This window comes from Streptomyces monashensis (genome assembly GCF_001866665.1).
Taxonomy (GTDB): Bacteria; Actinomycetota; Actinomycetes; order Streptomycetales; family Streptomycetaceae; genus Streptomyces; species Streptomyces monashensis.
Genome location: NZ_MLYO01000046.1, coordinates 1 through 24744 on the forward strand (window position 1 = coordinate 1; position 24744 = coordinate 24744).

General features: G+C 70.2%; 21 protein-coding genes and 1 pseudogene. 10 read left to right on the forward strand and 12 right to left on the reverse strand.

Annotated elements, in window-relative coordinates; translation table 11 throughout:
- Nucleotides 1-552: 552 nt before the first annotated feature.
- Nucleotides 553-2754 (reverse strand): putative Ig domain-containing protein, encoded by a 2202-nt coding sequence (locus tag BIV23_RS26660; RefSeq protein ID WP_071383515.1) that lies wholly within the window; start codon nucleotides 2752-2754, stop codon nucleotides 553-555.
- A gap of 823 nt (nucleotides 2755-3577) precedes the next feature.
- Between BIV23_RS26660 and BIV23_RS26665 the strand changes: the two genes are divergently transcribed.
- From BIV23_RS26665 to BIV23_RS26685, 5 genes are all read left to right on the forward strand, one after another.
- Nucleotides 3578-4798, forward strand: coding sequence for a cytochrome P450 (locus BIV23_RS26665; protein WP_071383516.1), 1221 nt, complete (start codon nucleotides 3578-3580; stop codon nucleotides 4796-4798).
- A gap of 74 nt (nucleotides 4799-4872) precedes the next feature.
- Nucleotides 4873-5496 carry a TetR/AcrR family transcriptional regulator gene (locus BIV23_RS26670; RefSeq protein ID WP_071383539.1) on the forward strand — a complete coding sequence of 208 codons (624 nt, stop codon included), beginning with the start codon at nucleotides 4873-4875 and terminating at the stop codon, nucleotides 5494-5496.
- The gene (locus BIV23_RS26675; RefSeq protein WP_071383517.1) at nucleotides 5493-5693 is read left to right on the forward strand and encodes a ferredoxin; all 201 of its coding nucleotides are present in this window, start codon (nucleotides 5493-5495) and stop codon (nucleotides 5691-5693) included. Before BIV23_RS26670 ends, BIV23_RS26675 begins: the two co-directional genes overlap by 4 nt.
- Complete coding sequence (locus BIV23_RS26680) at nucleotides 5690-6883, forward strand: NAD(P)/FAD-dependent oxidoreductase (RefSeq protein ID WP_071383518.1); 1194 nt, start codon at nucleotides 5690-5692, stop codon at nucleotides 6881-6883. Before BIV23_RS26675 ends, BIV23_RS26680 begins: the two co-directional genes overlap by 4 nt.
- A gap of 20 nt (nucleotides 6884-6903) precedes the next feature.
- A complete protein-coding gene (locus tag BIV23_RS26685; protein ID WP_071383519.1) occupies nucleotides 6904-8187 on the forward strand; it encodes a cytochrome P450 in 1284 nt (427 codons plus the stop codon).
- 458 nt (nucleotides 8188-8645) lie between these two features.
- Here the strand turns inward: BIV23_RS26685 and BIV23_RS26690 are convergent, their stop codons facing one another.
- The 3 genes from BIV23_RS26690 to BIV23_RS46815 form a co-directional block, all read right to left on the reverse strand.
- On the reverse strand, nucleotides 8646-9554 hold the full coding sequence (locus BIV23_RS26690; RefSeq protein WP_071383520.1) for a class I SAM-dependent methyltransferase: 909 nt from the start codon (nucleotides 9552-9554) through the stop codon (nucleotides 8646-8648).
- Between the two features lie 226 nt (nucleotides 9555-9780).
- Nucleotides 9781-10332, reverse strand: a complete 552-nt coding sequence (locus tag BIV23_RS26695) for an SMI1/KNR4 family protein (protein ID WP_071383521.1) — start codon at nucleotides 10330-10332, stop codon at nucleotides 9781-9783.
- Nucleotides 10333-10496: 164 nt separating this feature from the next.
- Nucleotides 10497-11582 (reverse strand): LUD domain-containing protein, encoded by a 1086-nt coding sequence (locus BIV23_RS46815; protein WP_079173385.1) that lies wholly within the window; start codon nucleotides 11580-11582, stop codon nucleotides 10497-10499.
- A 151-nt stretch (nucleotides 11583-11733) separates the two neighbouring features.
- On the opposite strand from BIV23_RS46815, the gene sigJ reads away from it, so the two are divergent.
- The gene (gene sigJ / locus BIV23_RS26710; RefSeq protein ID WP_071383522.1) at nucleotides 11734-12684 is read left to right on the forward strand and encodes an RNA polymerase sigma factor SigJ; all 951 of its coding nucleotides are present in this window, start codon (nucleotides 11734-11736) and stop codon (nucleotides 12682-12684) included.
- Between the two features lie 9 nt (nucleotides 12685-12693).
- Here the strand turns inward: sigJ and BIV23_RS52175 are convergent, their stop codons facing one another.
- Entirely contained in the window at nucleotides 12694-13260 is a 567-nt protein-coding gene (locus tag BIV23_RS52175; protein ID WP_245790649.1) for an LLM class flavin-dependent oxidoreductase, read from the reverse strand.
- 734 nt (nucleotides 13261-13994) lie between these two features.
- Here BIV23_RS52175 and BIV23_RS26725 point away from each other — a divergent pair.
- On the forward strand, nucleotides 13995-14750 hold the full coding sequence (locus BIV23_RS26725; protein ID WP_079173386.1) for an AAA family ATPase: 756 nt from the start codon (nucleotides 13995-13997) through the stop codon (nucleotides 14748-14750).
- Between the two features lie 707 nt (nucleotides 14751-15457).
- On the opposite strand, the gene BIV23_RS26730 is transcribed toward BIV23_RS26725, so the two are convergent.
- Nucleotides 15458-16060, reverse strand: coding sequence for a TetR/AcrR family transcriptional regulator (locus BIV23_RS26730; protein ID WP_071383524.1), 603 nt, complete (start codon nucleotides 16058-16060; stop codon nucleotides 15458-15460).
- 107 nt (nucleotides 16061-16167) lie between these two features.
- On the opposite strand from BIV23_RS26730, the gene BIV23_RS26735 reads away from it, so the two are divergent.
- Entirely contained in the window at nucleotides 16168-17103 is a 936-nt protein-coding gene (locus tag BIV23_RS26735) for an alpha/beta fold hydrolase (RefSeq protein WP_079173387.1), read from the forward strand.
- 454 nt (nucleotides 17104-17557) lie between these two features.
- Here the strand turns inward: BIV23_RS26735 and BIV23_RS26740 are convergent, their stop codons facing one another.
- Both BIV23_RS26740 and BIV23_RS26745 read right to left on the reverse strand, forming a co-directional pair.
- On the reverse strand, nucleotides 17558-18121 hold the full coding sequence (locus BIV23_RS26740; protein WP_071383542.1) for a GNAT family N-acetyltransferase: 564 nt from the start codon (nucleotides 18119-18121) through the stop codon (nucleotides 17558-17560).
- Nucleotides 18122-18475: 354 nt separating this feature from the next.
- Nucleotides 18476-19450 carry a magnesium transporter CorA family protein gene (locus BIV23_RS26745; protein WP_071383526.1) on the reverse strand — a complete coding sequence of 325 codons (975 nt, stop codon included), beginning with the start codon at nucleotides 19448-19450 and terminating at the stop codon, nucleotides 18476-18478.
- A 681-nt stretch (nucleotides 19451-20131) separates the two neighbouring features.
- On the opposite strand from BIV23_RS26745, the gene BIV23_RS52190 reads away from it, so the two are divergent.
- The gene (locus tag BIV23_RS52190; protein ID WP_245790650.1) at nucleotides 20132-20797 is read left to right on the forward strand and encodes a hypothetical protein; all 666 of its coding nucleotides are present in this window, start codon (nucleotides 20132-20134) and stop codon (nucleotides 20795-20797) included.
- Between the two features lie 746 nt (nucleotides 20798-21543).
- Nucleotides 21544-22185, forward strand: a complete 642-nt coding sequence (locus BIV23_RS26755) for a C40 family peptidase (protein ID WP_071383527.1) — start codon at nucleotides 21544-21546, stop codon at nucleotides 22183-22185.
- 161 nt (nucleotides 22186-22346) lie between these two features.
- Here the strand turns inward: BIV23_RS26755 and BIV23_RS26760 are convergent, their stop codons facing one another.
- From BIV23_RS26760 to BIV23_RS52200, 4 genes and pseudogenes are all read right to left on the reverse strand, one after another.
- Nucleotides 22347-22655, reverse strand: coding sequence for an SDR family oxidoreductase (locus BIV23_RS26760; RefSeq protein WP_071383528.1), 309 nt, complete (start codon nucleotides 22653-22655; stop codon nucleotides 22347-22349).
- A 157-nt stretch (nucleotides 22656-22812) separates the two neighbouring features.
- Entirely contained in the window at nucleotides 22813-23727 is a 915-nt protein-coding gene (locus BIV23_RS26765; RefSeq protein WP_071383529.1) for an MBL fold metallo-hydrolase, read from the reverse strand.
- 79 nt (nucleotides 23728-23806) lie between these two features.
- Entirely contained in the window at nucleotides 23807-24268 is a 462-nt protein-coding gene (locus BIV23_RS52195) for a hypothetical protein (protein WP_245790655.1), read from the reverse strand.
- 97 nt (nucleotides 24269-24365) lie between these two features.
- Nucleotides 24366-24704: pseudogene (locus tag BIV23_RS52200) on the reverse strand (MFS transporter); the annotation flags it as partial.
- Nucleotides 24705-24744: the final 40 nt, after the last annotated feature.

Genomic DNA, 24744 nt, shown 5'->3' on the forward strand with positions numbered 1-24744 from the left:
CGACGGCGGCGGCTGGGACGACTGATCCGAAACGGACCACGTGATATGGGGCCCCGGCCTGCCGCAATCGGGCCGGGGACCCCGTTCCTCACCATTGTCTGACAACGCATGCGCCACGCACGCATCACCGAGCCCGGACCCCAGGCGTCACACCCTGGTGTCCGGGCGGCGTGGTTTCGCTCACAGGGCGATCCACCTGGGGTTTCTGCTCCGGGGGAGCCCTGTGGGCACGCCTGCCCACGCCCTCGCCGGTGGCTTGTTTCCCGGCGTTTCCCAACCGCCGAACGGGTGAGATCGGCACCGTACCAGCCGCGTCTTCACCGGCCGGCGTCACCTGCCCGACGGCCCACCGGGTCGGTGACGGTGGCGGTCGCGACCCCAGGAGGCCGCGTCGGCGACGCGGCCGCGGTCGGACCGTTGCACGCGGTGCCAGGCTCCCGTGGCGGAAATCGAAGCCGTCGCCCTGTTCCGTGGGCTGGAGCCGGACGGACCCGGCGAGCCGGCCGGGGGTGTGGCCGGGAGGCCGCGCCCCCTTCGGGTTCGGCTGAGGGGTCAGCTGACAGTGAGGGCGGTGTCGTCGAGGACGAACGAGGTCTGGAGGGACTGGTCTTCGGTGCCGGTGAAGGTGATGGTGACGGTCTGTCCGGCGAGGGAGGAGAGATCGAGGGTCTTCTGGGTGTAGCCGGTGGTGGCGTTGAGGTTGGAGTAGGTGGCCAGTGTGGTGGTGCCTGCTTTGACGGTGAGCGTGTCGTATGCGGTCGAGGTGGTCGTCTCGGCGGTGTCGACGTGGAGGTAGAAGCTGAGGGTGGCTTGGCAGCCGGTCGGGATCGTCACGGGCTGCGAGAGGGTGTCGGTGTGGGAGCTGCCGTAGCCGTCCAGCCATGCGTCCCACGTGCCGCCGTGCGGGGGCTCGCCCTGTGAGCCGTACTGTCCGATGACGCCCGAGCTGGCGGACCACGTTGTGTTGCCGGATTCGAAGCCCGGGTTGCCGAGTTTCTGGCCCGTGCTGGTGCAGGTGCCGCCGCCGGCGGGGTTGACGGTCCAGGTGAAGGTGGTGGAGCCGGTGACGCCTGTGTCGTCGGTGGCGGTGGCGGTCACGTGGTAGGTGCCGGCGGTGGTGGGTGTGCCCGAGATCAGGCCGGTGCCGGAAGCGATGGCAAGTCCGGGTGGCAGCCCGGTCGCGCTGTAGGTGAGCTTGGCGGACGAGGAGGAGTCGGCCGCGGTGATCTGCAGGCTCGCGGTGGTCCCGACGGTGCCGGTCTGGTCGCCCGGGGCGGTGACGGTGACGGTGTTGCCGCCCGGCTGTCCCGCGCCGATGGGCAGGCCGCCGGTCGGTGCGTACATCGCCACGTCGAAGGTGCTCCCGCTGGGGGCATGGGCGATGGGCAGCACGGTGACGGCGTTGCCGCCGGACAGCACGGAGGTCGATATGTAGTCACCGAACATCCGGCCTTGCGTGGTGTTGGGCAGCCAGGCCAGCGTCATGGGGCCGGCGAGCTGGGTCGGTGCCGTCCACGTGGTGCCGCCGTCGGTGGAGGAGACGTAGCCGGCGTCGAGCTGGCAGGTGGTGTCCGTGCAGGAGGCGTTCGGGTAGTAGTAGTACGTCAGCCCGAGGCGCGCGGTGTTGCCGGAGCTGCTGGGGTCCACGCCGATGCCGGGCACGAAATGGTCGGCCGGGCTGCCGGCGGCGTCGATGGGCACGCGGGCCGGTGAGCTCCACGAGGTGCCGTTCGTGGACGTCGACATGATGATGTCGTTGCTGGTGCAGTTGGTGCGGAAGCGGCAGTCGGACCAGACCACGTAGACCTTGCCCGAGGCGTCGATCTCGGCGGACGGCAGGGGCCCTTCGCGCAGGGTGTCCAGTCGTGACATGTCGGCGGCGTTGTCCTCCAGCCCGGCGACCGGGTGGTGCGAGACGGTGGCGATCTGAACGCTGGAACCCCAACTTCCCCCGCCGTTGGTGGAGATGAAGGCTCGCTCGCTGTCCTCGCTGCCGGAGGAGAACGGGACGACGACGGTGCCGTTGGGCTGCACGACCGGCTGCCCGCCGAGCCCGCTCGGGCTGTCGGCCGGGCTCTGCTGTGTGCCCCAGGTCGCGCCGCCGTCGGTCGAGGTCTTCATGTGCTCGGCGTCGCCGGCGTTGGCATCGTCGTATTCGGTGTAGCAGTGGCCGTAGTACGGGCTGGAGGAGTGGTTGTCGCAGGCCGTCCAGTTCTTGTCGTCGAAGGTGCCGGTCGAGACGGTGACCGGGGCGCTCCAGGTGTGGCCGCCGTCCGTGGAACGGCTCAGGTTCACATCGACGTCGTTTCCGGAGCCGATGCCCAGCCACGAGATCATCCACACACCGTCCTTGGCGTCGTAGGCCACGGAGGCGTCACTGGCGGCGGAGTACGGACCGCCGGTGTTCGTGGTGGAGCTGGGCAGGAAGCCGTGCGTCCAGGTCTGCCCGCTGTCGGTGGAGGTCGCCCACCCGATGTTGGAGGCCCCGCCCCCGGAGACCCGCCCGACCTGGAAGCCGGCGACGATGGTGCTGCCGTAGCTGTAGGTGTCCGGCTCGACCTCGGTGGCGTGCTGGGCCTGCGAGTCGGAGTACGGGTCGCTGCTGACCTGGGCCAGGGTGGGGGCAGTGGCACGGGGGACCGCTGAGGCGGTGGGGGAGGTGGACGTGTTGGCGAAGGCGGGGGCGGCGAACGCCATCGCCGCGGTCAGCGTCCCGATGAGTACAGGGATTCTTCGTCTTGCCTGTCTGGACATGTCTCTCCTGCGGTGTGTGGAGCGGCGAGGGCCGTCGGTGAAAGCGGTGAAAGCGGTGAAAGCGGCGGAAGCGGCGGTGACGCGGCATGACGGAGGCGCGTCAGGTGGCGCGGGGCACGGTGCGGGTGGGCGGCACACGACGGGCCGGCGAAGGCGTGTCGTGCCCGGCCGGCGACGCGAGCCCGCCGCTGCGCTGGCCGATCAGAGCGGAGGCGCACCCCGGGCAGCGGCCACGTGCGGCGGTTGGACGTGCTGACAGCGCCCTTGCGGCGGAGGGCCTGGCGTCGCTCCGGCCTCCCGGCCGCTGCCGGGTCGCGCCGGTAGCCGGCATACGTCGGGTGAAGGCGGAGTTGAGGATCTTCCGCCGGTTGTGGAGCGTGGCACTGAACATCCCTTCAGACAGCCGGCGGGGATCCGGCGGTGGGGGTGAAGGACGTTCGCGCAAGGTGCACGCGTTTCGCACGCCGGAGTCTGGACCCGTACATGACACCCCGCAAGGGGGTGGCGCCAAGTTCCTTCACGCGAACGGAGCCACCTGCGGCCGGCGAGGCCATGGCACCGGTTTCGGCGGGAGCCGGCTCCGCGCCGGTTCGCGGACGGCGGGGGCGTCGGCGCGGTCTCGGTTGTCGACGGGCGATGGCGTCGCCCGCGCCGACGCCAGGCGGCCGTTGGAGCCGCCCGCGGCGTATGCGGGCGTCGCCGCGCGCGTGTTCCTGCGCAGGCTCTCCTCGATGCCGCCACATTTAAGTCAGTTGCTTGACTTAGATTGAGTTCTGAGATTGCCTGAGCCGTGACAGTCACGCACGGACTGCGAGGAGCACTCATGACCGAGACCCAGTCGGACGACGCCCTGCACTACCCGCTCTCCGCCCCCGGCGCGATGACCCCTCCGGTGGAGTGGCCGCGGTTGCGGCAGAAGTGTCCGGTGGCGCACGTGACGCTGCCCAGTGGCGACCGGGCGGCGCTGCTCACCCGCTACGACGACGTCAAGCTCGCCCTCTGCGACCCGCGCCTGAGCCGGGAGGGCCTGGCCCGGCCCGACGCCGCTCGCATCAGCGCCGGCGAAGCGGGCAGTGTCTTCGACAGTCCGATGGCGAGGGCACTCAACGCCGAAGGGCAGGAGCGCTGGCGCCGGATGGTCGGCAAGTGGTTCACCGCCAAGCGCATGCGGGCGCTGGTGCCCAGGATCGAGGCGATGACCGACCGGCTCATCGACGGCATGCTGGAGCACGGCCGGCCGGCCGACCTGGTACGGCACCTGGCCTTCCCGCTGCCGGTGTACGTCATCTGCGACATGCTCGGCGTCCCGGAGCATGACCGGGACGACTTCAAGAACTGGTCCGACACGTTCCTCAACCTCTCCAGGTACAGCGCCGCCGAGATGGAGGCGGCGCACCGCGACTTCGCCGAGTACATGGCCGCCCTGGTCGCCGAGAAGCGGAGGGAACCGAAGGACGATCTGATCAGCCGGCTGATCGCGGCCACCGACGCCGAAGGCCGCCCGATGTCCGAGCCGGCACTCGCCGCCACGGGGCAGGCGCTGCTGCTGGCCGGGCACGAGACGACCGCCGGCTTCATCACCACCATGGCAGGCGTGCTGCTCGCCGACCGCAGTCGCTGGGAACGACTGCTGGGCGACCGCTCGCTGATCCGCTCGGCCGTGGAGGAGGTGCTCCGCTTCGAGCCCTACACCGGCTTCGGCATGCTTCGCTACGTCCACGAGGACACCGAGGTGCCGAGCGGTGTCGTGCTGGATCAGGGCACCACCGTGGTGTGCAGCATGGCCGCGGCCAACCGCGACACCGGCGCCTTCGCCGGCGCGGAGGACATGGACCTGGGTCGCACGCCCAACGCTCACCTCGCCTTCGGTGCCGGACCGCACTCCTGCCTCGGCCAGCCGCTCGCCCGTACCGAGATGCAGACCGTGCTCGGCGTGCTGCTGCGCCGCCTTCCCACCCTCGAACTGGCCGTGGACCCCGACGCGTTGCACCGTGTCGAGGGCCTCATCACCACGCCGCTGAGCGAGCTTCCGGTGCGGTGGTGACCCCGGGCGGTGGAAGCGTGCGAGCGGAACGGACCCTCCGTACCGAGAGGGTCGGCGAAACCCGCGAGGCGATCATGGACGCCGCCGAGCGGCTCTTCGCCGTGCACGGTCTGGCGGCGGTGTCGAGCCGTCAGATCAGCGAGGCGGCCGGGCAGGGCAACGACGCCGCGGTGGGCTACCACTTCGGCAGCAAGGCCGGCCTGATCCGCACGATGATCGACCGGAGTGCAGAGTCCGTCGAGCGGATCAGGGAGCGACTGCTGGCGGAGATCGCCGGCAGCGACGACGTCCGGGACCGGGTCGGCTGCCTGGTGCGGCCGATCACCGAGTACCTGGCCTCGCTCGGCACGCCCTGCTGGTACGCACGCTTCGCCGCCCAGGTGATGACCGACCCCGTGCTGTGCGCGGTCGTCAGCGAGTCGGCCGTCGAGCGGCCGCCGCTGCGCCGGGCCCTGCACGAACTCGGCCGTTGCCTACCGGAGTTGCCGAGGCCCGCGCGTCACGAACGCGGCGACATGGCGCGCCTGCTGATCGTGCACACCTGCGCCGAACGGGAGCGCGCCCTGGCCGAGAGCGCGGGCGCACTCCATCCCTCGTGGCAGCACCTGGCGAGGTCGCTGACCGACGCGATCACCGGCCTGCTGCTCGCCCCCGTCACACCCCGACCCCGTACCGGATCCAAGGAGAGCCCGTCATGAAGATCACCGTCGACGAAGTCAAGTGCTGCGGCGCCGGCCAGTGCGTGCTCATCGCGCCGGAGGTGTTCGACCAGCGCGACGAGGACGGCATCGTCATCCTGCTGGACGCCGCGCCCGCCGCCGAGCAGCACGCCGCCGTGCGCGAGGCCGCGAGCGTCTGCCCCGCCGCCGCGATCCACCTCGGCGAGGAGGCGTGAGCGCACCCGAGAGCGTCCTGGTCGTCGGCGCCTCCGCGGCCGGGCTCGCCACCGCGGAGTCCCTGCGACGCAAGGGCTTCCAGGGCACCCTGACCGTACTGGGCGCCGAGCGGCACCTGCCCTACGACCGGCCCCCGCTGTCGAAACAGGTCCTCTCCGGCGCCTGGCCGCCCGAGCGGATCCAGTTGCGCGGGCGGGACGAGCTGGACGCCTTGGACGCCGAGTTCGTGCTCGGCGACCCGGCCGTCTCCCTCGACGCCGCGACCCGCACCGTCAGCGCCGCGTCCGGGTGGACGCGGCGCACCGACGTCGTCGTACTGGCCACCGGCATCCGCCCGCGCCCCTTCCCCGGCGCCGAAGGCCTGCGGGGCGTCCATGTGCTGCGCACGCTGGAGGACGCGGTGGCGCTGCGCGGTGAACTGGCCGCCGCGGCGCGCGTCGTGGTGGTGGGGGACGGCGTGCTCGGCTCCGAGATCGCCGCCACCGCACGCGGCCTTGGGGTCGCCGTCACTCTGGTCGGGCGCCAAGCCACCCCCATGGCGAGCCAGTTGGGCCCGCGGGCTGCGGGACTGCTCGGCCGCACGCATTCCGAGCACGGCGTCCGGCTGCTGATCGGAGCGTCGGTCGAAAGAGTGACGTCACGTCGAGGACGGGTGTGCGGCGTCCGGTTGGGCACCGGTGAGGTGCTGGCAGCGGACGTGGTGGTGGTCGCGATCGGGTCTGTACCGGTCACCGACTGGCTGGAGGACAGCGGTCTGGTGCTGGACAACGGCGTGGTGTGCGACTCCCGCTGCAGGGCTACCGCGGAGGGAATCTACGCGGTCGGCGACGTGGCCCGGTGGCATCACGAGGGAATCGGCGCCATGCTGCGGCTGGAGAACCGGACCAACGCCACCGAGCAGGCCGGTGCCGTCGCCGGCAACATACTCGGCGAGGACCGCCCGTACACCCCCGTCCCGTACTTCTGGACCGATCAGTTCAACGCCAAGATCCAGGTGCACGGGACGCTCGCCGCCGACGCGGACGTCGAGATCGTCGAGGGCTCGGAGAGCGACCGCCGGTTCGTCGCCCTCTACCGCAACGGCGGGCGGCCCACCGGCGTCCTCGGCTGGAACATGCCCAAGCAGACCCGCCTCCACCGCCAGGCCCTCGTCGACGCGGCCGACCACTCCCTCACGCTCCCACGCTGAGCCCTGTCACAGGAGGAGACATGACCACCTCACCCGAAACCGCCCCGGCGCCCGCCGGCATCCCCGATCTCCCCGACCCCCGTTCCGCCCGCTGCCCGTTCGACCCCTCCCCTCAGATGCGTGGCCTGGCCGCGTTCGGGCCGGTGTTCCGGGTCCGGAACTGGGACGGCAAGACCCCGTGGGTGGTGACCAGCCACGCCGAGCAGAAGGCGCTGCTCTCCGACAACCGGTTGAGCGTGGACTTCGCCGCGCCCGGCTTCCCCAGCCCGATCGCACGACACGGTGGCGGCGAGGGCGAGAGCGAGGTTCACGGCGAAGCAGCGCAGGACGGCGACAACCACGGTGTCACCGACCTGAGCTTCGTCGGAATGGACGACCCGGAGCACGCCCGGCTGCGGCGGATGGTCAGCGGCGTCTTCACGATCAAGCGGGTCGAGGCCATGCGCCCCGCCGTGCAGGAGTTGGTCGACGGCTTCATCGACCGCCTGCTGGACGGGCCCAAACCGGTCGACCTGGTCCAGGCGTTCTCGCTGCCGATCCCGTCGCTGGTGATCTCGGAACTGCTCGGAGTGCCCTACGGCGACCACGAGTTCTTCCAGATCAACAGCAAGACCCTGGTCTCCCTCACCGCCACCCCGGCCGAGCGGCACTCCGCGCACACCGCCCTCGTGGACTACCTTGACCAACTGGTCGGCGAGCGGCTCGGCAACCCCGGCGAGGACGTGCTCTCCCGGCTCGCCGCGCAGGTCCGGGCCGGTGAGCTGACCCGCCGTGAGGTCGCCGTCATGGGCGTCCTGCTGTTGCTCGGCGGCCACGAGACGACCGCCAACATGATCACCCTGGGTATCCTGCTGCTGCTCCAGCACCCCCGGCAGGCCGCCCGGGTCCGTGACGCCGAGGACCCCGAGGTCGTCGTCGGCGCGGTCGAGGAACTGCTGCGCTTCCTCACCATCGCCCATCTCGGGCGCCGCCGCACGGCGTTGGAAGACATCGAGATCGCCGGGCAGACCATCCGCAAGGGCGAGGGCGTCATCATGCTCGGTGAACTCGCCAACCGGGATCCGTCCGTCTTCCCCGACCCGGACCGACTGGACATCACCCGCGACGCCCGGCAGCACCAGGCGTTCGGCGCCGGCACCCACCACTGCATCGGCCAGCCACTGGCCCGGATGGAACTCCAGGTGATCTACCCGGCCCTGCTCCGGCGCATCCCCACGCTGCGCCTGGCGACCGAACTGGACCAGGTTCCGTTCAAGTTCGACGCCGTGATCTACGGCGCCCACGAACTCCACGTCACCTGGTGACCGGGGTGCTCTGAGAACCCTCGGGCGGCCGGGACCTCGGCCCCGGCCGCCCGCCTGCAGGGCATGGGTGTGATCGCGGCGGGCATCAGCGCGCTGCGCGACCTGATGCCCCTCAGAAACTGGCCTCCTCCGTCGCACCCATCAGGTCCTCGCTCGGCGTCGGCGGCGCGCTCGGCCTGCCCATCGCCGCGTCCACGGCCGAGCACGCCGGCTGGCGGGCGAACTACGAGGCGATCGCCTACGAGCTGTGCCGCCGCTGCGACGCCGTACCCGCACTGTGGACCGGCCCCCGCGACCTCCCCGGCGGCCCGATTCCGCCCGCGCGCCCGGCGGACCGGCGGCCTGGCGCAGGGCCGGCGGAACTGCCTCCCGCCACCAGGTAAGTCCCGGTCCATGGCGGGAAGACCCTTGAGACGTGCGGATGCCGGTCCGGTGCGGCTGCGCTGTTTCGAACGAGCTCAGCCCTTCCCGGTGCCGTCGAGTTGGAAGTGCCAGACGACCACGATCGGGGAATCGTCCAACGCCGCTGCGGACGCTTCCGGGCACCAGTGCAACAGGTCCCAGGACATGGAGGTCGGGAGTGGGTCCGGGGCGGTGCCGGAGCCGAGGGAGTGGCGCGGGCGGCGGGGTTCCTCGCAGTGCCGGACCTGGAAGCCCAGGGGGAGGGCTGCGGCGAGGTAGGCGCTGAGCGGGCGGTGGTGCTCGGCGAGGAGGGAGGGGCGGCCGTCCGGGCCGGGACGGCGGGCCAGGGTCGGCCGGAGGTAGGACATCAGCAGGTGCGCGTCCGAGATCACCAGGTTCCCGCCAGGGCGCAGAACACGCGCGAACTCGGCCATCACGGCGCCCAGATCGGGGACGTGCGTCAGGGCGAGTGCGCAGACCACGGTGTCGACCGCGTTGTCGGGCAGCGGCAACTGGTGCAGCTCGGCCTCGTGAAAGCCGACACCTGGCAGACCCTTGCGGGCCTGGACGAGCATTTCGGGCGAGGCGTCGACGCCGATCACATCGTGGCCGAGGTCATGCAGGTAGGTGGTGTGGCGGCCGGTCCCACAGGCCGCGTCCAACGCCGCTCCGACGGGCAGGCTGTCCAGGATGCGCCGGACAACGGGCTGCTCGACGTCGGTCATCTCGTTGCCGGGGGCGTCATAGTGCGGCGCCCACTCCTGGTAGATGTCGGCCGCGCTGATCGTGCCCGGACTCGCCGTGACGCCCTCGGCATGAGCGAGGGCGGACACATCCAGCAGGGTGCGGACCTCGGCGATCCGGGCCTCGACGAACGCCCGGTCGGCCCACCCCTCCCTGATGCCACGCAGTAAAGCAGCACCCTCGACGCCCAGCAGATATCCCAAGGGGCTCAGGTAGGTCATCCCAGGAACGGTACGGACTCAGGCCCCGACGGCTCCACCGGTTTTCCGGCGCTTCGAGCGGCTGTCATCGGGAGACCAGAGCGCTGGAGACGGGACAGACCGCATAGGTTGTCCCGTGCCACACCAAGTCGAGCGTGTGCGATCCACGTTCGAGTGGCCCGGGTCGCTCCCTCATGACGTGGCTGCGTCGCAAGGGCGGCGGCGGTCCGGACGGCATTGGCGCGGGTTACGGGCTCTCCAGCCAGTCGGTGTACCACGTGCGGAAACCGGAGCTCACCGGTACGAAGCCGCCCCAGTCGGGATCGATCTGCCAGACCTCGCCGGCTCGCGGGCCGTTCAGGACCAGCCGGATGAAGATGCCGCAGCCTCGTTCGGCCAGCATCAGCGTGCCCCGGGTCAGTGCATCGGTCGGTGCGCCGATCCGGCCAGGGAGAGGTGCGGCGAGCGGGAACGGCTCGGCGAGCCTGCCCGGCAGTCGGTCTTCCCGCCACTCGGCGTCCACGGCCCACTCCTCGTCGGCCTCGGGGCGGGAGACGGTCAACGGCATCAACCCGTGGCACGGACCGGCGGGGCCGTCGCCCACCTCGGCGACGAAGGACCGGTACTCCATCGGCAGCTCGATGACGTGGGACTCCTCGAACCTCCGGATCTCCGCCTCCGGCAACCGAGGCGCCAGCGCGTACCGGTGCGTGTCCGCCCCGAAGCGCTGTCGCCCCGGGTCCAGCGCTGCCATCTCCCGTATCCGTGCGCGGATGCCGTCCCCGTCCCAGTTCTCCATCCGGCGACCGTAACAAGGTCCTCTACGACGCGATCGTGGGCCTGGTTACGCGGCAGTGGCGAGGTGGATACCGAGGTCTTCGGCGCCTTGGCACTCAGCCGGGCGCGACAGTGACCGCGCAAGGCAGGGTCCCTGGCGTTCCGACGTATTCGTCATGTGCCACGTCAGAATCCGATGGCCTCGCGCAGTAGCAGGACGGTGCCGCGCCCGGGCTGCGGCTCGGCGTTGAGGACGAGCAGACGGTTGACCGCGCTCGGCTGCCCGTAGACCGCTCGGGCCCGCTCGGACTCCAGCGGAAGGGCATACTCCTCGATCCGGCGCAGGGCGCTGCTCAGGTCGGGCACCAGCTTCTGCGCCCCGACGACCCAGATCGCCTTCGCGGCGCCGCCTGCGGAGGCGGGCAGCTGGCTGCCGCTGCCCGAGGCGATGACGAGCGCACCGGTCTCGGTGACGGCGGCGACGCTGGCGACGAAGACGTCGGGGGTGGCCACCAGCCGGCGGATCCGGTCGAACTCGGTGGCACGGTCCATCTCCAGCACGCGCGGCCGAATGGCCTGGTAGCGGGCGCCCGTCTCGATGTCCTGCGCGATCCCGGAGAGCCGTAGCGTCTCGCTGGCCCCGGTGAACACACCCGCGCCCTCGGGTATCAGATCCTTGATGCGGGCGCGGGCCGCCGCGGCGTCGTCGAGCAGTTCGGCGGTAAAGCCGTTCGCCTGGAGCGCACCGATCGCCCGGTTCAGCCGTTCGGCGGACGCCGGTGCGCTGAAGTCGTCGGCCGCCCCGGTCGTACCCGAGCCGTGTGCCTGAGCGCCGGTGCCCGGCGCCGAACCCTCCAGCGGGGTGGTGTCGACGTACCGGACCTCGTAGACCCGCTCGGCGAACTTCCATCCCTCCGGCGTGCGCCGGTAAGTGTCGTGGTAGATGGCGAAGTTCAGGCCCGAGCGGCCGTCGAGGAGACGCGCGAGCTCCTGCATGTAGGTGCGGCCGGTGGCGGTGTCGCCGTCGACCCGGATCGTGCCCGGATGACTGTTCTGCACGAAGAAGTCCCACTGGCTCTGCAGGCGTTCGCCGCCGGTCCTGATCTCCTCCCGTCCGATGAGCTCGACCGGGACGTTGGGCATGCGCAGAACGCCGTCGGGGGTGAAGAGCGCGGCGAGGCGGGCACGGTCGCGCATCATCGCCGCGTCGGTGAACTCGCCCCGCAGCGCCTCGATCTCGACGCGGTCTGCGATCTCTTGGAAGTCGTTCATGCTCAGCGTCCTGTCCTGTGGATGGTGTGTTCCCCTTCGTCAGTCCGACAACGCAGCCCCGCCGAATGTGAGGCGAGCGAGCGAACTCACAATCCGCCGCTCTGATTTGTCGTAATGGAGAGGGAACACGAACGAGGGAGCCGGAGAGCGTATGACCACCCCGTCGGAACAGGCACAGCAGCATGCGGACGAGCAGTGGGACCCGGGCCTGAGCCTGATCATGAACGAGCGGCGACAACTGCTCAATCTCGCCTACCGGCTGCTCGGGTCCCTGGCCGACGCGGAGGACGTCGTCCAGGAGACCTACGCCCGCTGGTATGCGATGTCCCGGGCGCAGCAGGAGGCCGTCGAGTCCCCGGGCGCCTGGCTGACCAAGGTGGCCAGCCGCATCTGCCTGAACCTGCTCGGCTCGGCGCGCGCCCGGCGGGAGACCTACGTCGGGGAATGGATCCCGGAACCGCTGCCCGCCCCGGCCGAGTGGATCGCCGGGGCGGGCAGCGGCGCCGGGGCGGACCCGGCTGACCGGATCACCCTCGACGAGTCGGTGACCATGGCGTTCCTCGTCGTGTTCGAGTCGATGACCCCGGCCCAGCGCGTCGCGTTCGTGCTGCACGACATCTTCCGCTACCCGTTCGCCGAGGTGGCCGACATCGTCGGCCGCAGCCCGGCGGCGTGCCGTCAGCTGGCGTCCTCGGCCCGTCGTCGCATCGCCGCCGCACGGGCCGAGGCGAGCCCGAACGCGGCCCGGCAGGCGAGCGTCGTCCGGCGTTTCAAGGCCGCCTGGGAGGCGCAGGACATCGAGGCCCTGCTCAGCCTGCTCGACCCTGGTGCCACTGCGGTCTCCGACGGTGGCGGCCGTGCCGTCGCCCACCTGCTGCCGATCGAGGGCGCGGAGCAGATCGCGCACCTCTACCGCACCATCGCCCGCTTCGCGCCGCCCCGCACCATTCTCGAACGCACCGTCAACGGATTGCCGGGTCTGGTGGTCGAGTCCCAGGACCGGATCGAGACGGTGTTCGCGTTCGCGGTCACCGACGACGAGCGGATCACGCACATCTGGGCGGTGCGCAACCCGGACAAGCTCCGCCCGTGGCAGCTGTAGCGACCGTCCTCACGGGCCGGCGGCGCCCATGGGTTTGCTGCGCGGCTCCAGCCCCCGGGGAGAGAACGTTGACGCCCGCTGCGGCGAGGGCGGGCACGTGCTCCGGGATTCCGTCGCTGAGCGCGACGGCAACGGTGAGCTGGCCGGGGGCTCCGCCGTGACGGGCGCACTCGTCGGCGAGAACCGCCGTGCGCGCGGGGACCTCGGCCGCAGAACGTTGAAGCTGTACCAGCCGTCGCCGTGCGTGACCGCACGGCGAAGAGCGGCGTCGCTGTTGCCGCCGACCACGACCGGATGCCGATCGCCACGCGGCGGCTTCGGATTGACTCGGATCGCGTTGAATCGGGTGAACTCCCCCTCGAAGGAGGCAGGGTCCTCGACCCGGAGGGCGCGCATCGCGCCGAGGTACTCTTCCGGGCGCCGCCCTCGCGCGGCACAGGGGACCCCGAGTGCTGCGTATTCCTCGGCCGACCAGCCGACTCCGACACGGAGGACGAACAGCCCGGTCGAGAGCACCTCGAGTGGTGCGGCCTGTTTGGCGACCACGACCGGGTTGTGCTCGGGCAGCAGGAGCACGCCGGCGGCGAGCGCGATCCGGTTGGTGGCCGCCGCGGCGAAGGCCAGGGCGAGCAGGACCGGCCCGTCAGGGGGTCGGCCCCTTGCCCCCGCAGGGCCACGACATCCTGACCTACGCCCACGCCGGCCCCGCGCCTGCGCCGTGGCACCGGGGCCCGGCCGCCGGGGAGCCGTTGATCGAGCTGTACCGGGTGGCGTCCGAGGCGCTGAGCCTGCATGTGCATCCACGGGAGGGGTCGCGGATTTCGCAGGCTGGGGGCCTGGCTCAGCCGGTCCGCGTGGCGCGCGCGCCGGCTCGGCATCGGTGGTCGTCGCGGCCGACGTCGGAGCAGATCGAGTAGGTGGCCCATGCCTGTTTCCTGCGTTCGATGGGAGGCTCGGCCGGGGAGGACCACCTGTTCGCCCTGCGGTACGGTTTCGCCTTCCGCATGGACTCCGCGACGGGGCAGCCCACGGTTGCCGCGGCTGCCTGGCACACATGCGTCAGCTCCGTTCGACGATGCCGTCCCCGCTGAGCCGGTGACATCGGCATGACGGGCGCCGGCACCGCTCGCGACCACCCGCTCGGGTTGACGCGGCGCACCTGCCCTTCGGCCGCTGATCCATTGCCTCATGGCACATCACTGTCGGGGTCCAGACCTGCGTACCCCTACCAATGTCAGTGCCTGGACCTATGGTCAGGGCATGACTCCGACAGATGCTGCTGCACCGGACCGGCCCAGGCGGGGCAGCCGATGACCCGCCAGGGGCAGGGCTTTGTCCGGCATATCGAGCTCGATTCGCGTGTGGGCACCGACCGCTATCCCTTCAGCCTGCCGGTCGTCACCCACCTCGCCGGCATGGGCAGGCTCGATCTTGACCCCGGAGTGACGTTTCTGGTCGGCGACAACGGCTCGGGCAAGTCCACCTTGGTCGAGGCACTGGCCACGGCTGCCGGGTTCAACGCTGAGGGCGGTTCACGGTCGTTCCGGTTCGCCAGCCGGTCCTCCGAGTCCGATCTGGGTGACCACCTGACGCTGTGCTGGAACCGCCGGCCTCGCACGGGATTCTTCCTGCGCGCGGAGAGTTTCTACAACGTGGCCACGGAGATCGAGCGGCTGGACGAAGGCTCCGGGGAACTGCTGCGCGCTTACGGCGGCCGGTCCCTGCACGAACGCTCCCACGGCCAGTCGTTCCTGGACCTGGTGTACCACCGTTTCGGCCCGAACGGTCTCTACATGCTGGACGAACCGGAGGCGGCCCTGTCGGTGCAGGGATGTCTGGCGATGATGGTCCGGTTCCGGGAACTTCTCCGACAAGGGTGCCAGTTCGTGGTGGCCACGCATTCACCGATCCTGCTGGCCATGCCCGGCGCGCGGATCCTGCAGATCGAAACCGGCGGCACCATCGAGCAGGTGGAATACGAACAGGCTGAGCCTGTGGCCCTGACCCGCGCGTTCGTCAACCACCCTGAGCGCTTCCTGGACCGCATGTTCGCGGACGATGCATAGGTCATCCGGTACGACGGCGCTCCGCCCGGACATTGAGTCCGAGGCACACACGCCGACTGGGTACCTGGCGCGTCTTCGGCGCCACGGGCTGCGCACCGAGTGCACGGTATTCCTCAATCCGCAAGGAGCGAGTCGATCCGGACGAATCGCTGTCGGCACCGGTCACCGAGTTCACGGGAGGCCGGGGCCGACGCAGGGAGTTCCGGTCGGGCGCGGCCGGCAGATACGTCGCGTGCGTGGTGGAGAACAGGGTGCCTTGCGGGGCGGTGGAGATGCTGTTGGCGATGTGTTCGCCCGGGGCAGCGCCAGGGTCTTGACGTTGCCGGTTGTCTCGTCGGCGGTGCCGACGACGCTGCCCGCGGTGGCGAAGCACATCCGCCCCCACCGGTCCGGGTTCAGGCCCACCACCGCGTCGCCCACCGGGACCGCCTGCGTCAGGGACAGCGAGTGGTTGACGTACAGCCGCCAGGTGGCGTCGGGGTTCTCGCGGTGGGCGATGCGCGGCGGTCGCGGTTGCCGTCCACGACCACCAGGGGGCTGGGTCGATCATCTGTGACCGGCAAGCATCACAACCGACGTGACGCAGAAGCCACTTCACGGGCATCGTCCGTATGTCTCGTGGGGGTAGCGGAGGCTCAGGGCGGCACGACCGGCAGGACGAGGATCCCTCGTGGGTGCCCTGGCGCAGGGGTGTCGGCGTCCGTGCGTCAGGACCGGAAGATGCGGTCCAGGTGGTAGCGGAGGACGGCCATGGCGGATTCGGCGTCACGCTGGCCCACCAGGACGCTGGTGCCGAGCCCTGCCGACATGGCCAGCAAGCCGACCGCTTCGGTGCGGGTGTCCGTGCCGGCTTCGAGGAGTCCGGCGTCGTTCGCCTGCTGCAGCAGTCCGGTGAGGGTGATTTCGGCGGTGTCGGGATCCTTGATGAAGGGCTGGGCCGCGAGGGCCTCGTCGGTGACCGACAGGACGGCGTACGAGGTGTAGAGGTGATGGAAGAGGCGACTCTCCTCGTCGACCGGCAGGGCTGCCGTCAGCAGTGCCTCGATCACCGCCCGTGGCCCGGGGTTGTCACCGGCGGCGCGGACCCGGTTGGCCACCCGTTCCCCGAATCTGCCGGCCAGGTACTGCAGTCCGAAGAGGAGCAGTTTCTCCTTGGACTCGAAGTAGTACTGCACCACCCGTAGCGATACGCCCGCCTCGGCCGCAACGTCGCGCATCCCCACCGCATGCAGTCCGAGCCGTCCGGCGGCCCGGACGAGGGCCTGCGCGATCTCGGTGCGCCGCTCTGCGTGATCCACGCGCTTGGGCATGGTTCGACTCTCCGCTCTTCGGATCATGTCTCCGATTTTTGATGATACAGCCGTACCACGTTTGTGGTACGTTCGTATCATAAAGACCGACTGCCCAGGAGGTGGCCGTGCCCGAGTCCACAACAGCCCGTTCCCAGCCCGATGTCGGCCGCTTCGTCAGCGACGCCTGGCGCGATCGCTACTTCGCGGCCTGCGACGCGGTCTACGCGCTGGGGGTGCCCGCGTCCGCGGAGCGGGACGTGGAGACCTCCTTCGGTACCACGCATGTCTACCGCTACGACCCCGAGGACCCGGCCGCCCGCGAGCGCACCCCCCTCGTCCTCGTCCACGGAGCGGGCTCCTGCTCCGCCATGTGGTATCCGAACACTCCCGACCTCAGCGCCGAACGGCCCGTCTATGCCATCGACACCCCGGGCGACCCGGGCCGCAGCGTGCAGCGCGCGCCCATCCACGAGCCCGAGCGCGCCGCGCAGTGGCTGGACGAGACTCTCGACGGCCTTGAGCTCGACCACGTGCACCTCCTCGGTTCGTCGTACGGCGGCTGGCTCGTTCTGAACCAGGCGTACCGGGCGCCGGACCGCCTCGCCTCGGTCACGCTGCTCGACCCCGGAGGCCTGGAGAAGGTGGGACTGCGCTTCTTCGTGTGGATTTTCGCCAGCCTGTTCGCCACCTTCGCCCCCAAGGCGCTGCGGCGGCGTCTCGCGTCCTGGCTGGAACAACCCGTCCTCGTCGTGCCGGAACTGCGCACCATGATCCGCACCGGAGTCCGCGCCTACCGCATCCGCCGACCGGTGCCGCAGCCTCTCACCGAGGCCGAACTAGGGTCCATCCGCAAGCCGTTGTACCTGGTGCTCGGCAGGCGCAGCCTCCTGGTCCACCCCGACCGGCAGGTCGAACGCGTGCCCCGGCTCATTCCCGGCGCGAGGGCCGAGATCATCTCCCGGACCGGCCACGGCCCGCAGATCGACCACGCGGAGCTGACCAACCGGAAGATGCTCGACTTCATGAACGCCGCCGACCTCGGCCTGCCGACAGCGCGCTGAGGAGTGTCCGGCTCGTCACGTCCGAATGCGGGGCCGGACCGCGGCTGCAGTCACGGTGCCGTGAAAGACATAGGCCCGCCCGCGTGTCACAGCGGGATGCCACGGCCGGGAAAGCTCTCGAGCCGAGTGATCGTCTGCTCGCCCTCGTTCCTTTGGGCACAGGGCGAAAGCTGGTGGGCTCGACCTCCTTGTCGCCACTCAGATGGTCCGGCCAGGTGCGCAGATGCCCGCCTCCCTGGCAAGCACGCGGCGGGGGCCCAGGGCTGGCGCGTGGCCCCACTCACCGGGCGTGATCAGCAGTATCAGGGGCCGCCGCCCGCCCTCACCAGCCTGGCGGATCGTGATCAGCCCACCACGTGCAGTCCGCGGGGCCCGGGTTCCGCCTGGTACGAATCCTGCCGTCCACCTGCCCGTTCGGGTGGGCGTGGGTGCAGAACGGCCGTTCGCGCCGTGGCTACCGCTGCGCCCACTGCTCCTTGGTGATCTCGTACCGTACGCCTCCGAACTCCGAGCCCTCGACCATCTCCATGTCGGGGGGAGTGGGGATGGTGTCCGCGAGCGTCATGTGGAGCTTCTCCATGATGTTGCGCGAACCGTGGTTCACGGACATCGTCTCGGCCCAGACCGTGCGCACACCAAGCTCCGTGAACGCCTTGCCCAGCAAGGCCCGTGAGCCTTCGGTGGCATAACCCTTGCCCCAGGCCGCCTGCCGCAGCCGGTAGCCGAGTTCGACTTCGTCCAGCGGCCCCTCCGGCTCGGGACGCAGGATGAACCAGCCGATGAATTCGCCGCCGTCCTTCTCGTGCGCGGCGAACAGTCCGAGGTCGCCGTCCCACTTCTCGTATCCGGCGAGGATGTTCGGCAGATAGCGCTCGCGGACGAGCTCCGGCGCGGTCGGATTTCCACCGGTCAGGTAGCGCATCACCGCCGGGTCGCTGTCCAACTCGATGAGCAGGTCCGCGTCATCGGCGGTGAAGCGGCGCAGGGCCAGGCGCTCGGTCTCAAGGTAGGTGTCCACGAGCCGATGATGCCTGAGACAGGTCGGGTGGCCCATCGGTTTTCTTCGGATACTGCCGGCGAACCCTGGCAGCAGTGCGGCGCCACCAGGCACGACCGAACACCGTCGATCACTGATCCCATTCCGCTCCTGGAGCGGTGGTCGTTCCGAAGGTGTCTTGCCCGGTCCTGGGTGCCACCCATCCGGCCGAGCCGGCCGACACCGGCCGCCGATTCCGACCGCCGGTCCGAACGTCACGGTGGCGCGTCCCGGAGGGTGGGGCAACGCTGCCGCTGCCTCGCCACCGATGCAGAAATGATCTCCGTCTGGCTTGTGCAGGACCTCCCCAGCGTATTCCGTCGATGCCTCAAGGGGTCATATCCAGTCCTTACGCTTGAAGACCCAGTAGAGCAACGCGGATGCGACGACCATGACGGCGGTGGAAGTGAGGAAGCCGACATGGGTGTTGACACCCGGATAGGGGACATTCTGTCCGTAGAAACCGGTGACGGCCGTGGGTACGGCCACGATCGATGCCCAGCTGGTGACCTTCTTCATGATCAGGTTCATGCGATTGCCCTGAACGGTGAGGTTTGTCTCCATGATGGACGTGATCATGTCCCGCAGTGACTCGGTCCACTCGGTGGCCCGAAGAACGTGGTCGTACACGTCCTGGTAATAGGGGAGCAAGGGCTCGGCGACGACGTGCAGGTCGCGCCGGAGAAGGCTGTTGACGACCTCCCGCATCGGCAACACCACGCGGCGCAGCCTGGTCAGGTTCTTGCGCAGCGCATAGGAATCCCTCTGGACGGAGTCCATCTGCTCGCGCCCCTCGTCGAAGAGCAGATCCTCCACTGCTTCGATACGGTCGTCGAGTTCCTGCACCGCGGCGAAGTGTCCGTCGACGATGTGGTCGAGCAGTCCGTGCAGCAGGAATCCCACTCCGTACTTGGCGAGATCGCTGTTGTTGTCCCAGCGTTCGACGACCTTCTCGATGTCGAACCGGTGATCGGGGCGAATGGTAATCAATGCTGTAGGCGTTATGAATACGGACAATTCGCTTGCGGTGAGCTGCCCGTTGGTCTTGTCCGTGCTGATGGCGTAGGCGCTGAGGAAGGCATGGGTGCGGTATCGGTCCAGCTTGGGCCGCTGGTGTTCTTGACGCGCGTCCTCCACCGCAAGCTCATGCAGACCGAACTCCTCGCTGATCATCGCGAAGTCGGCGGAGCACGGATCGCACAGGTCGAGCCAGACTGCCACGTCCGGATCGTTCACGTATTCCGAGATGTCAGCGGTCGGAAAGTCCTCCAGGATCAGGGAGCCGTTGCGGTAGAGCCGTGTGCGAGTCATGGCAGCGCACCATAGGGGGCCTCGGTAAGAACCCCGGGCCCACTCCGGTGAGCCAGAGGGGCCGTCTGTGACAGTCCCCGGCCTGGCTCGTCAACGCGCGGTTTGCACGGCTGTGGGGAGTGGTCGAGGTGGGCGCGGATCCCGGCGTAATGGTCGGCAACCCGTGCGGATTCCACGCACCGTCGTTCAGCGCATGCTCGACGAAGGCTGACCAGGCGCCGCCGTCCGCGGTGAGGCCCCGTCGACGCGCCGTGCACGCGCGCTCGACCCACTCGTGTCACGTGTCGCCGCCTCGCACGCACCCGAGCCGGCCGTGCTGATCCGCCGCACGCTCGCGCTGTGGGCCCTGAACCAGGGGAGGAGTCTGTGAGTCCGATCACCCGGCCGATGCGGCGGCTGGTTGTCAGCGCCGGCCGTTCTGAGGAGCAACAGCGCCAGGACCAGTGCCTGCTGGCCGACGTGCTGCGGCTCGTCGGCCCGGGATGGCCGCGATGGCCCAAGGGCGGCCTCAACTCGCACAGCATGAGGTGTTCGGGCTGGCCGGCCAGGACGCATCGGCCGTGTTCGGCGGGCGCGCTTCATGGCCCGTACTCGCGCGGCACCTCCTCCAAGCGCTCGCGGCGAGGCGACCGCCTCCCACTGCTCGCCGCCCGCGACATGCCGACTTCTACTATGGTCCGCATGCCGACACCCGTACATGCCCTCGTCCAGCGCCCGTTGACCACTGAGGCCGTCGCGGAACTCCTCGCGCTCCCGGACGATTCCCCCGTACCCGACGACTTCGACGCCGTCGAGGAGGAACTGCGGCGGCGCGGGTGGGAATGGGAAAACATGGTCTGCGAATCCTTCCGCACCGGGCACGGGCATGTGCTGTGCAGCGAGTACGCCAGCCCGTTCGGAGAGCCGGACGCACGGTCCTTCCTCGTCTTCGGCGAGATCTACCCCGTCGACCCCCACGACGAGGACATGCGGAACGAGGAGTGGCTCAACGGCTATGTCGAGGGCTGGCAGAAACTGCCCGGTTGGACGTGCCGGAGGCCGTCCACCGACCAGGATTGCGAGGCGGTGCTCGCCCAGGCGGCACGGGCGGTGACCGAGCACCTGGGCACGGCCCCGGAGCGGACGTTCGTGTCCGCGGCGGTGGCCGCCGGTCCGACGTTGACCCACCGCATCTGGCGCACCGCCACACAGGCCCTGATCCTCGGCCCAGCGGTGGACAACGGCCCCTACGGCTATCTCACCCACCTGCGTCTGTCCTGCAGCCCGCTCGGCAGCGGACCCGACCTGCCGTCCGTCGGCGACGAGGACGCCCTGGTCTCATGGATCACGACGCACGCCGACTGGTGAGCCGCAGTTTCTCCTGCGGGGCGCGTCATCCCTGTGCAGCGGCCCTGTCCGGCTCACCGTGTCATGCGAATGGACTATTGCGTATCGCAGGTGTGTATGGCCCAAGCCACTCTGGCAGGAGAACCACGCGACACGGGTGGAGAATGAGGAGCAGTTCAGATGCCGAAGGAGCAACAGCCACCAGGCTCAGAGCGAGTGATGCGACCGGCCACCTCGGACGGCTGATCGGGGACACGGTCCTGGTCCGTGTCCCGGACGCGGACGGCGAGGGCATCGAGGGACAGACGATCAACTTCTCCGTCCGCCGCCTCCTCCGGTGTCGGAGTTGGTGCACAAGGCGCAGGCCTTCAGCTCGACTTGGCCACGGCCCGCCTGCAGCCCCCGAGTTACAGGCGGGTGGTCCATCCCGTCACGGTGTGCGCGCGGACACTCCGCCCGCTCCGACACCGCACGGCAGCGGTGCCGGTACCGGTGGTTCGGCAGGCCTGACGAGTAGCACGGGACGCCGCCCGCGAGTGGCTCTGGGCGATGCCCGGCACCCCATGGGAAGGCCAGGGCTTCCGCAGGGCGTCCGGGATCCTGCTCAGGGCCGGCTGGTGACGCACTGCTCCTCTCCGTGCTCCCAGCTGACGTGCGCGGCCTGACACGGTGTCGGCCTCCGGCGGCACCGTGCGCCCCACGCACCCCCGGCATCAAGGGCGTTGTACGGCCATGGCAAAGACCACTTGAAACAGGAGGGGTGAACATTGGACGACTCCGGATTCTCGTCCCCGCTGCTCGCGCGGCGGAGGGTTTTGATGCGATCGCTGGTACTTACGGCGGGCTTGGGCCTGGGAACTGGGCTCGGCCGGGCTCGGGCGGCTGAGGAGGCCGAGCGGGCCCAGGCAGTCGGGCTGCGAGTGGTTGAGGTTGCCGAGGAGCAGATCGGTATTCCGTACGCCTGGGGAGGCGGTGACCGTATCGGTCCGGGCCCCGGTTTCTGTGACGACGGCAACGGTTACCTGAACGGGGTCTGCATGGGGGACTCGACCGTTGGCTTCGACTGCAGCGGCCTGACCCTGTACGCGTGGTACACCGCCAGCGGCGGCACCGTGGACCTGCCCCACTACGCGTCTGCCCAGTACCGGACCAACCGGCCTGTGGATCGTGGCGAACTACGCCCGGGAGACCTGCTGTTCTTCTCCCGCCCGGATGCCCCCCTGCATCACACCGGGATCTACGCAGGCGGCCAGGCGATGATCCACGCGGAACGCACCGGTACCCGAGTCGCACGCCTTGACGGTGTCTTCCAGGACCCCCGGTGGGAGCCCGAGTACGCGGGGGCGGTCCGCCCCGCGCCGCAGCTTTCCTCGCCGAGATCTCGGAAGGCTCCTGCATCCCGGCGGTGACGCTCGCCGCAGCCGTCGCGCCGGAACCGTTCCCACCGCGGCGCGTACCGCACCACCCCGCGCCCCGGCCTCGCTCCGGAAGGTCCTCCGTGAGGAGCTCGGAGACCCTCCTCATACGCTGGGAACACGCAGTCAGGGGCTCTCCACGGAGAACGTCGGGCTCACATGCGGGACTCGGCGGCTCCTCCGTCGACGGGCAGCACGGTCCCGGTCACGAACTGGGCGTCGTCGCTGACCGGCATCGCGATGGCCCTCGCCACGTCGTCCGCTTCGGCGACGCGCCGCAGAGGTGCGCGGTCTGCGAGTTGCCGCTGCAGCGCCTGTGGCATGTGGGCGCCGGCTTCGGTGCGCACGAAGCCCGGAGCGACCACGTTGACGCGTACGCCCATCGGGCCCGCCTCGCAGGCGGGTGGGCCGTCGGCCACTGTGCTGGTGACGAAGACGATGGTGCCTCGCTGCTGTTGTTCCATGTGACCGTAAGCGGCCAGTGAGCGCGTCTCCGCCGTCGTTCTCACGCCGGAGCTACTGCGCAGCCGGGCCGAGTCCCCGGAAGCTGCGACCCCCGTCCTCGGCGGTCTGGGTCCGTTCGTGGTCGCCGTGATGTCGGCCATCACGAGCGTGGTTGGTTCAGTTCGAGTCGGCTGGGACGGGCGAGAGCTGGTAGGCGGGCCCGTGCGAGACCACGTGGCCCGCTGTCGGGGGTGCGAAGTGGGTGCCCAGGACGAGGGTGTCCGTGTCGGCGAGTGAGGCGAGCAGTGCGCGGCGCGAGGTCTCGGACTGGTGCGGGTCGATGTCGACGCATGCGCCGATGGCGGGGTGGGCGAGTTGGACGGGGTGGTGGATGCAGTCGCCGGTGATCAGAGCCCTGCGGCCGCCGCTGGTCAGTTCGACGGCGATGTGGCCCGGAGTGTGGCCGGGGGTGGGGAGCAGGCGCAGGCCCGGGACGAGGTCGATACCTGCGGCGGGGACGTCGAGGAGGTCGAGGAGCCCTGCCTCTTCCACCGGGAGCACGGAGTCCCGGAACATCTGCTCGCGTGCCTCCTCCATGTCGTACCCGGCCCAGAACTCCCGCTCGGTGCGGGAGGTGACATAGCGGGCCCGGGGGAAGGTGGGTACCCATTCGCCGTCCACCTGCTGTGTGTTCCAGCCGACATGGTCGGCGTGCAGGTGGGTGAGGATGACCAGGTCGACCTCGTCCGGGTGGTATCCGGCGGTGGTGAGGCGCTGGAGGAAGTCGGTGTCGAGGTCGTGCCAGGCGGGGTTGGCGCGCTGCTTGCCGTTGCCGATGCCGGTGTCCACCAGGACGCGCAGTCCGTCGAGGGTGAAGGCGAAGCCGTGGCTGTCCAGGTGCAGGATGCCGGAGTCGTCGGCGAAGTGGGGGTGCAGCCAGTCCTGCCCGGTGACGAGGTCCGGGGTCGCGTCGGGCAGCAGCCACGCTCCGGTCGCGGGAGGGAGGGGGACCTCGTCGATGCGGTGGACGGTGACGTCACCCACGGTCCAGGAGGGGACGGGGGTCAGGCCGGTGGCCGGTGGAGTGCTCATGAACGGTCGTTTCCTTCGGTCTCGTCACGGATGGTCGTTGTGTGCGCTGTGGGCTGCCCGCCCTGCCCTGCCCTGAGTGTCATACGCAGCGCCGGGAGACGGCGTCGAAGGCGATGCCGGCCAGGGCGGCGCCGCCGTAGACGGCGGGCAGGCCGGCGTCGTGCAGACCGCTCAGTGTCGAGGCCGTGGCGGGGACGACGGCCAGGCTCCCGCCGGTGGCGGCGACATGCGGCGCAGTGCGCCGCAGTGCCCACACCGTGAGCGCCGCCGCGGCGGTGAGCGTGAAGAAGACCATTCCGCCGGCCGCCTGTGGGGCGCCGGGGGCCACGAGGCGCACGAGCGCCGGCCAGAGGGAGGAGCAGAAGCCGCCCAGGGCCCAGACGGCGACGACACCGGTGTCGGCCAGCAGCAGGGCACGGCGTGCCGCCGGAGGCGCGGCGAGTCCGGGGCGCAGCGACCGCAGGGCACCGGCGTGCGGGCGGGCCGTCTCCGCGGTGAACGTGACCGCGGCCGTCTGGACCGCGAAGAGGACCGCCGGCACGGCGTACACGGTGACGGTTGGGGGCGGGTGCGAAACGGACGAGGAGGGCGGAGGTCAGGACGCCGGCGGCCATGCCCGCCACCGGAGCAATGCTGTTCGTCAGGGCGGACCGGCCCGGACGCCGGGGGTCGTCCAGGTCGAGGAGGGCCGCGCCCGCGGCGCTGGTGGCCGTACCGGTGGCCGCTCCCTGCAGGACGCGGGCGGCGATCGGCGTACCGGCTCCGTCCGCCGAGGACAGCAGCACCATGGAGGCGCCCTCCACCAGCAGGGCGCCCACCAGGACGGGGCGCCGTCCCAGGTGGTCGGAGAGCGCTCCGGTGGTGAGCAGGGCCGGCAGCAGGGTCAGGGAGCAGGCGCTGAAGACCACAGTGACGGTGAGCGCGGACAGGCCCCAGGCGTCCTGGTAGCGAGGGAAGAGGGGTGTGGCCGTGGGCATGGAACTCCTTCGCGCTAAACGCAATGGATTTGCTTTAAGT

Excerpts from the sequence above, each read along its gene's own strand:
- BIV23_RS26660 (WP_071383515.1), bottom strand. The coding sequence starts at position 2,754 with ATGTCCAGACAGGCAAGACGAAGAATCCCTGTACTCATCGGGACGCTG.
- BIV23_RS26665 (WP_071383516.1), top strand. The coding sequence starts at position 3,578 with ATGACCGAGACCCAGTCGGACGACGCCCTGCACTACCCGCTCTCCGCC.
- BIV23_RS26670 (WP_071383539.1), top strand. The coding sequence starts at position 4,873 with ATGGACGCCGCCGAGCGGCTCTTCGCCGTGCACGGTCTGGCGGCGGTG.
- BIV23_RS26675 (WP_071383517.1), top strand. The coding sequence starts at position 5,493 with ATGAAGATCACCGTCGACGAAGTCAAGTGCTGCGGCGCCGGCCAGTGC.
- BIV23_RS26685 (WP_071383519.1), top strand. The coding sequence starts at position 6,904 with ATGACCACCTCACCCGAAACCGCCCCGGCGCCCGCCGGCATCCCCGAT.
- BIV23_RS26690 (WP_071383520.1), bottom strand. The coding sequence starts at position 9,554 with ATGACCTACCTGAGCCCCTTGGGATATCTGCTGGGCGTCGAGGGTGCT.
- BIV23_RS26695 (WP_071383521.1), bottom strand. The coding sequence starts at position 10,332 with ATGGAGAACTGGGACGGGGACGGCATCCGCGCACGGATACGGGAGATG.
- BIV23_RS46815 (WP_079173385.1), bottom strand. The coding sequence starts at position 11,582 with ATGAACGACTTCCAAGAGATCGCAGACCGCGTCGAGATCGAGGCGCTG.
- sigJ (WP_071383522.1), top strand. The coding sequence starts at position 11,734 with ATGACCACCCCGTCGGAACAGGCACAGCAGCATGCGGACGAGCAGTGG.
- BIV23_RS26725 (WP_079173386.1), top strand. The coding sequence starts at position 13,995 with ATGACCCGCCAGGGGCAGGGCTTTGTCCGGCATATCGAGCTCGATTCG.
- BIV23_RS26730 (WP_071383524.1), bottom strand. The coding sequence starts at position 16,060 with ATGCCCAAGCGCGTGGATCACGCAGAGCGGCGCACCGAGATCGCGCAG.
- BIV23_RS26745 (WP_071383526.1), bottom strand. The coding sequence starts at position 19,450 with ATGACTCGCACACGGCTCTACCGCAACGGCTCCCTGATCCTGGAGGAC.
- BIV23_RS52190 (WP_245790650.1), top strand. The coding sequence starts at position 20,132 with ATGCCGACACCCGTACATGCCCTCGTCCAGCGCCCGTTGACCACTGAG.
- BIV23_RS26760 (WP_071383528.1), bottom strand. The coding sequence starts at position 22,655 with ATGGAACAACAGCAGCGAGGCACCATCGTCTTCGTCACCAGCACAGTG.
- BIV23_RS26765 (WP_071383529.1), bottom strand. The coding sequence starts at position 23,727 with ATGAGCACTCCACCGGCCACCGGCCTGACCCCCGTCCCCTCCTGGACC.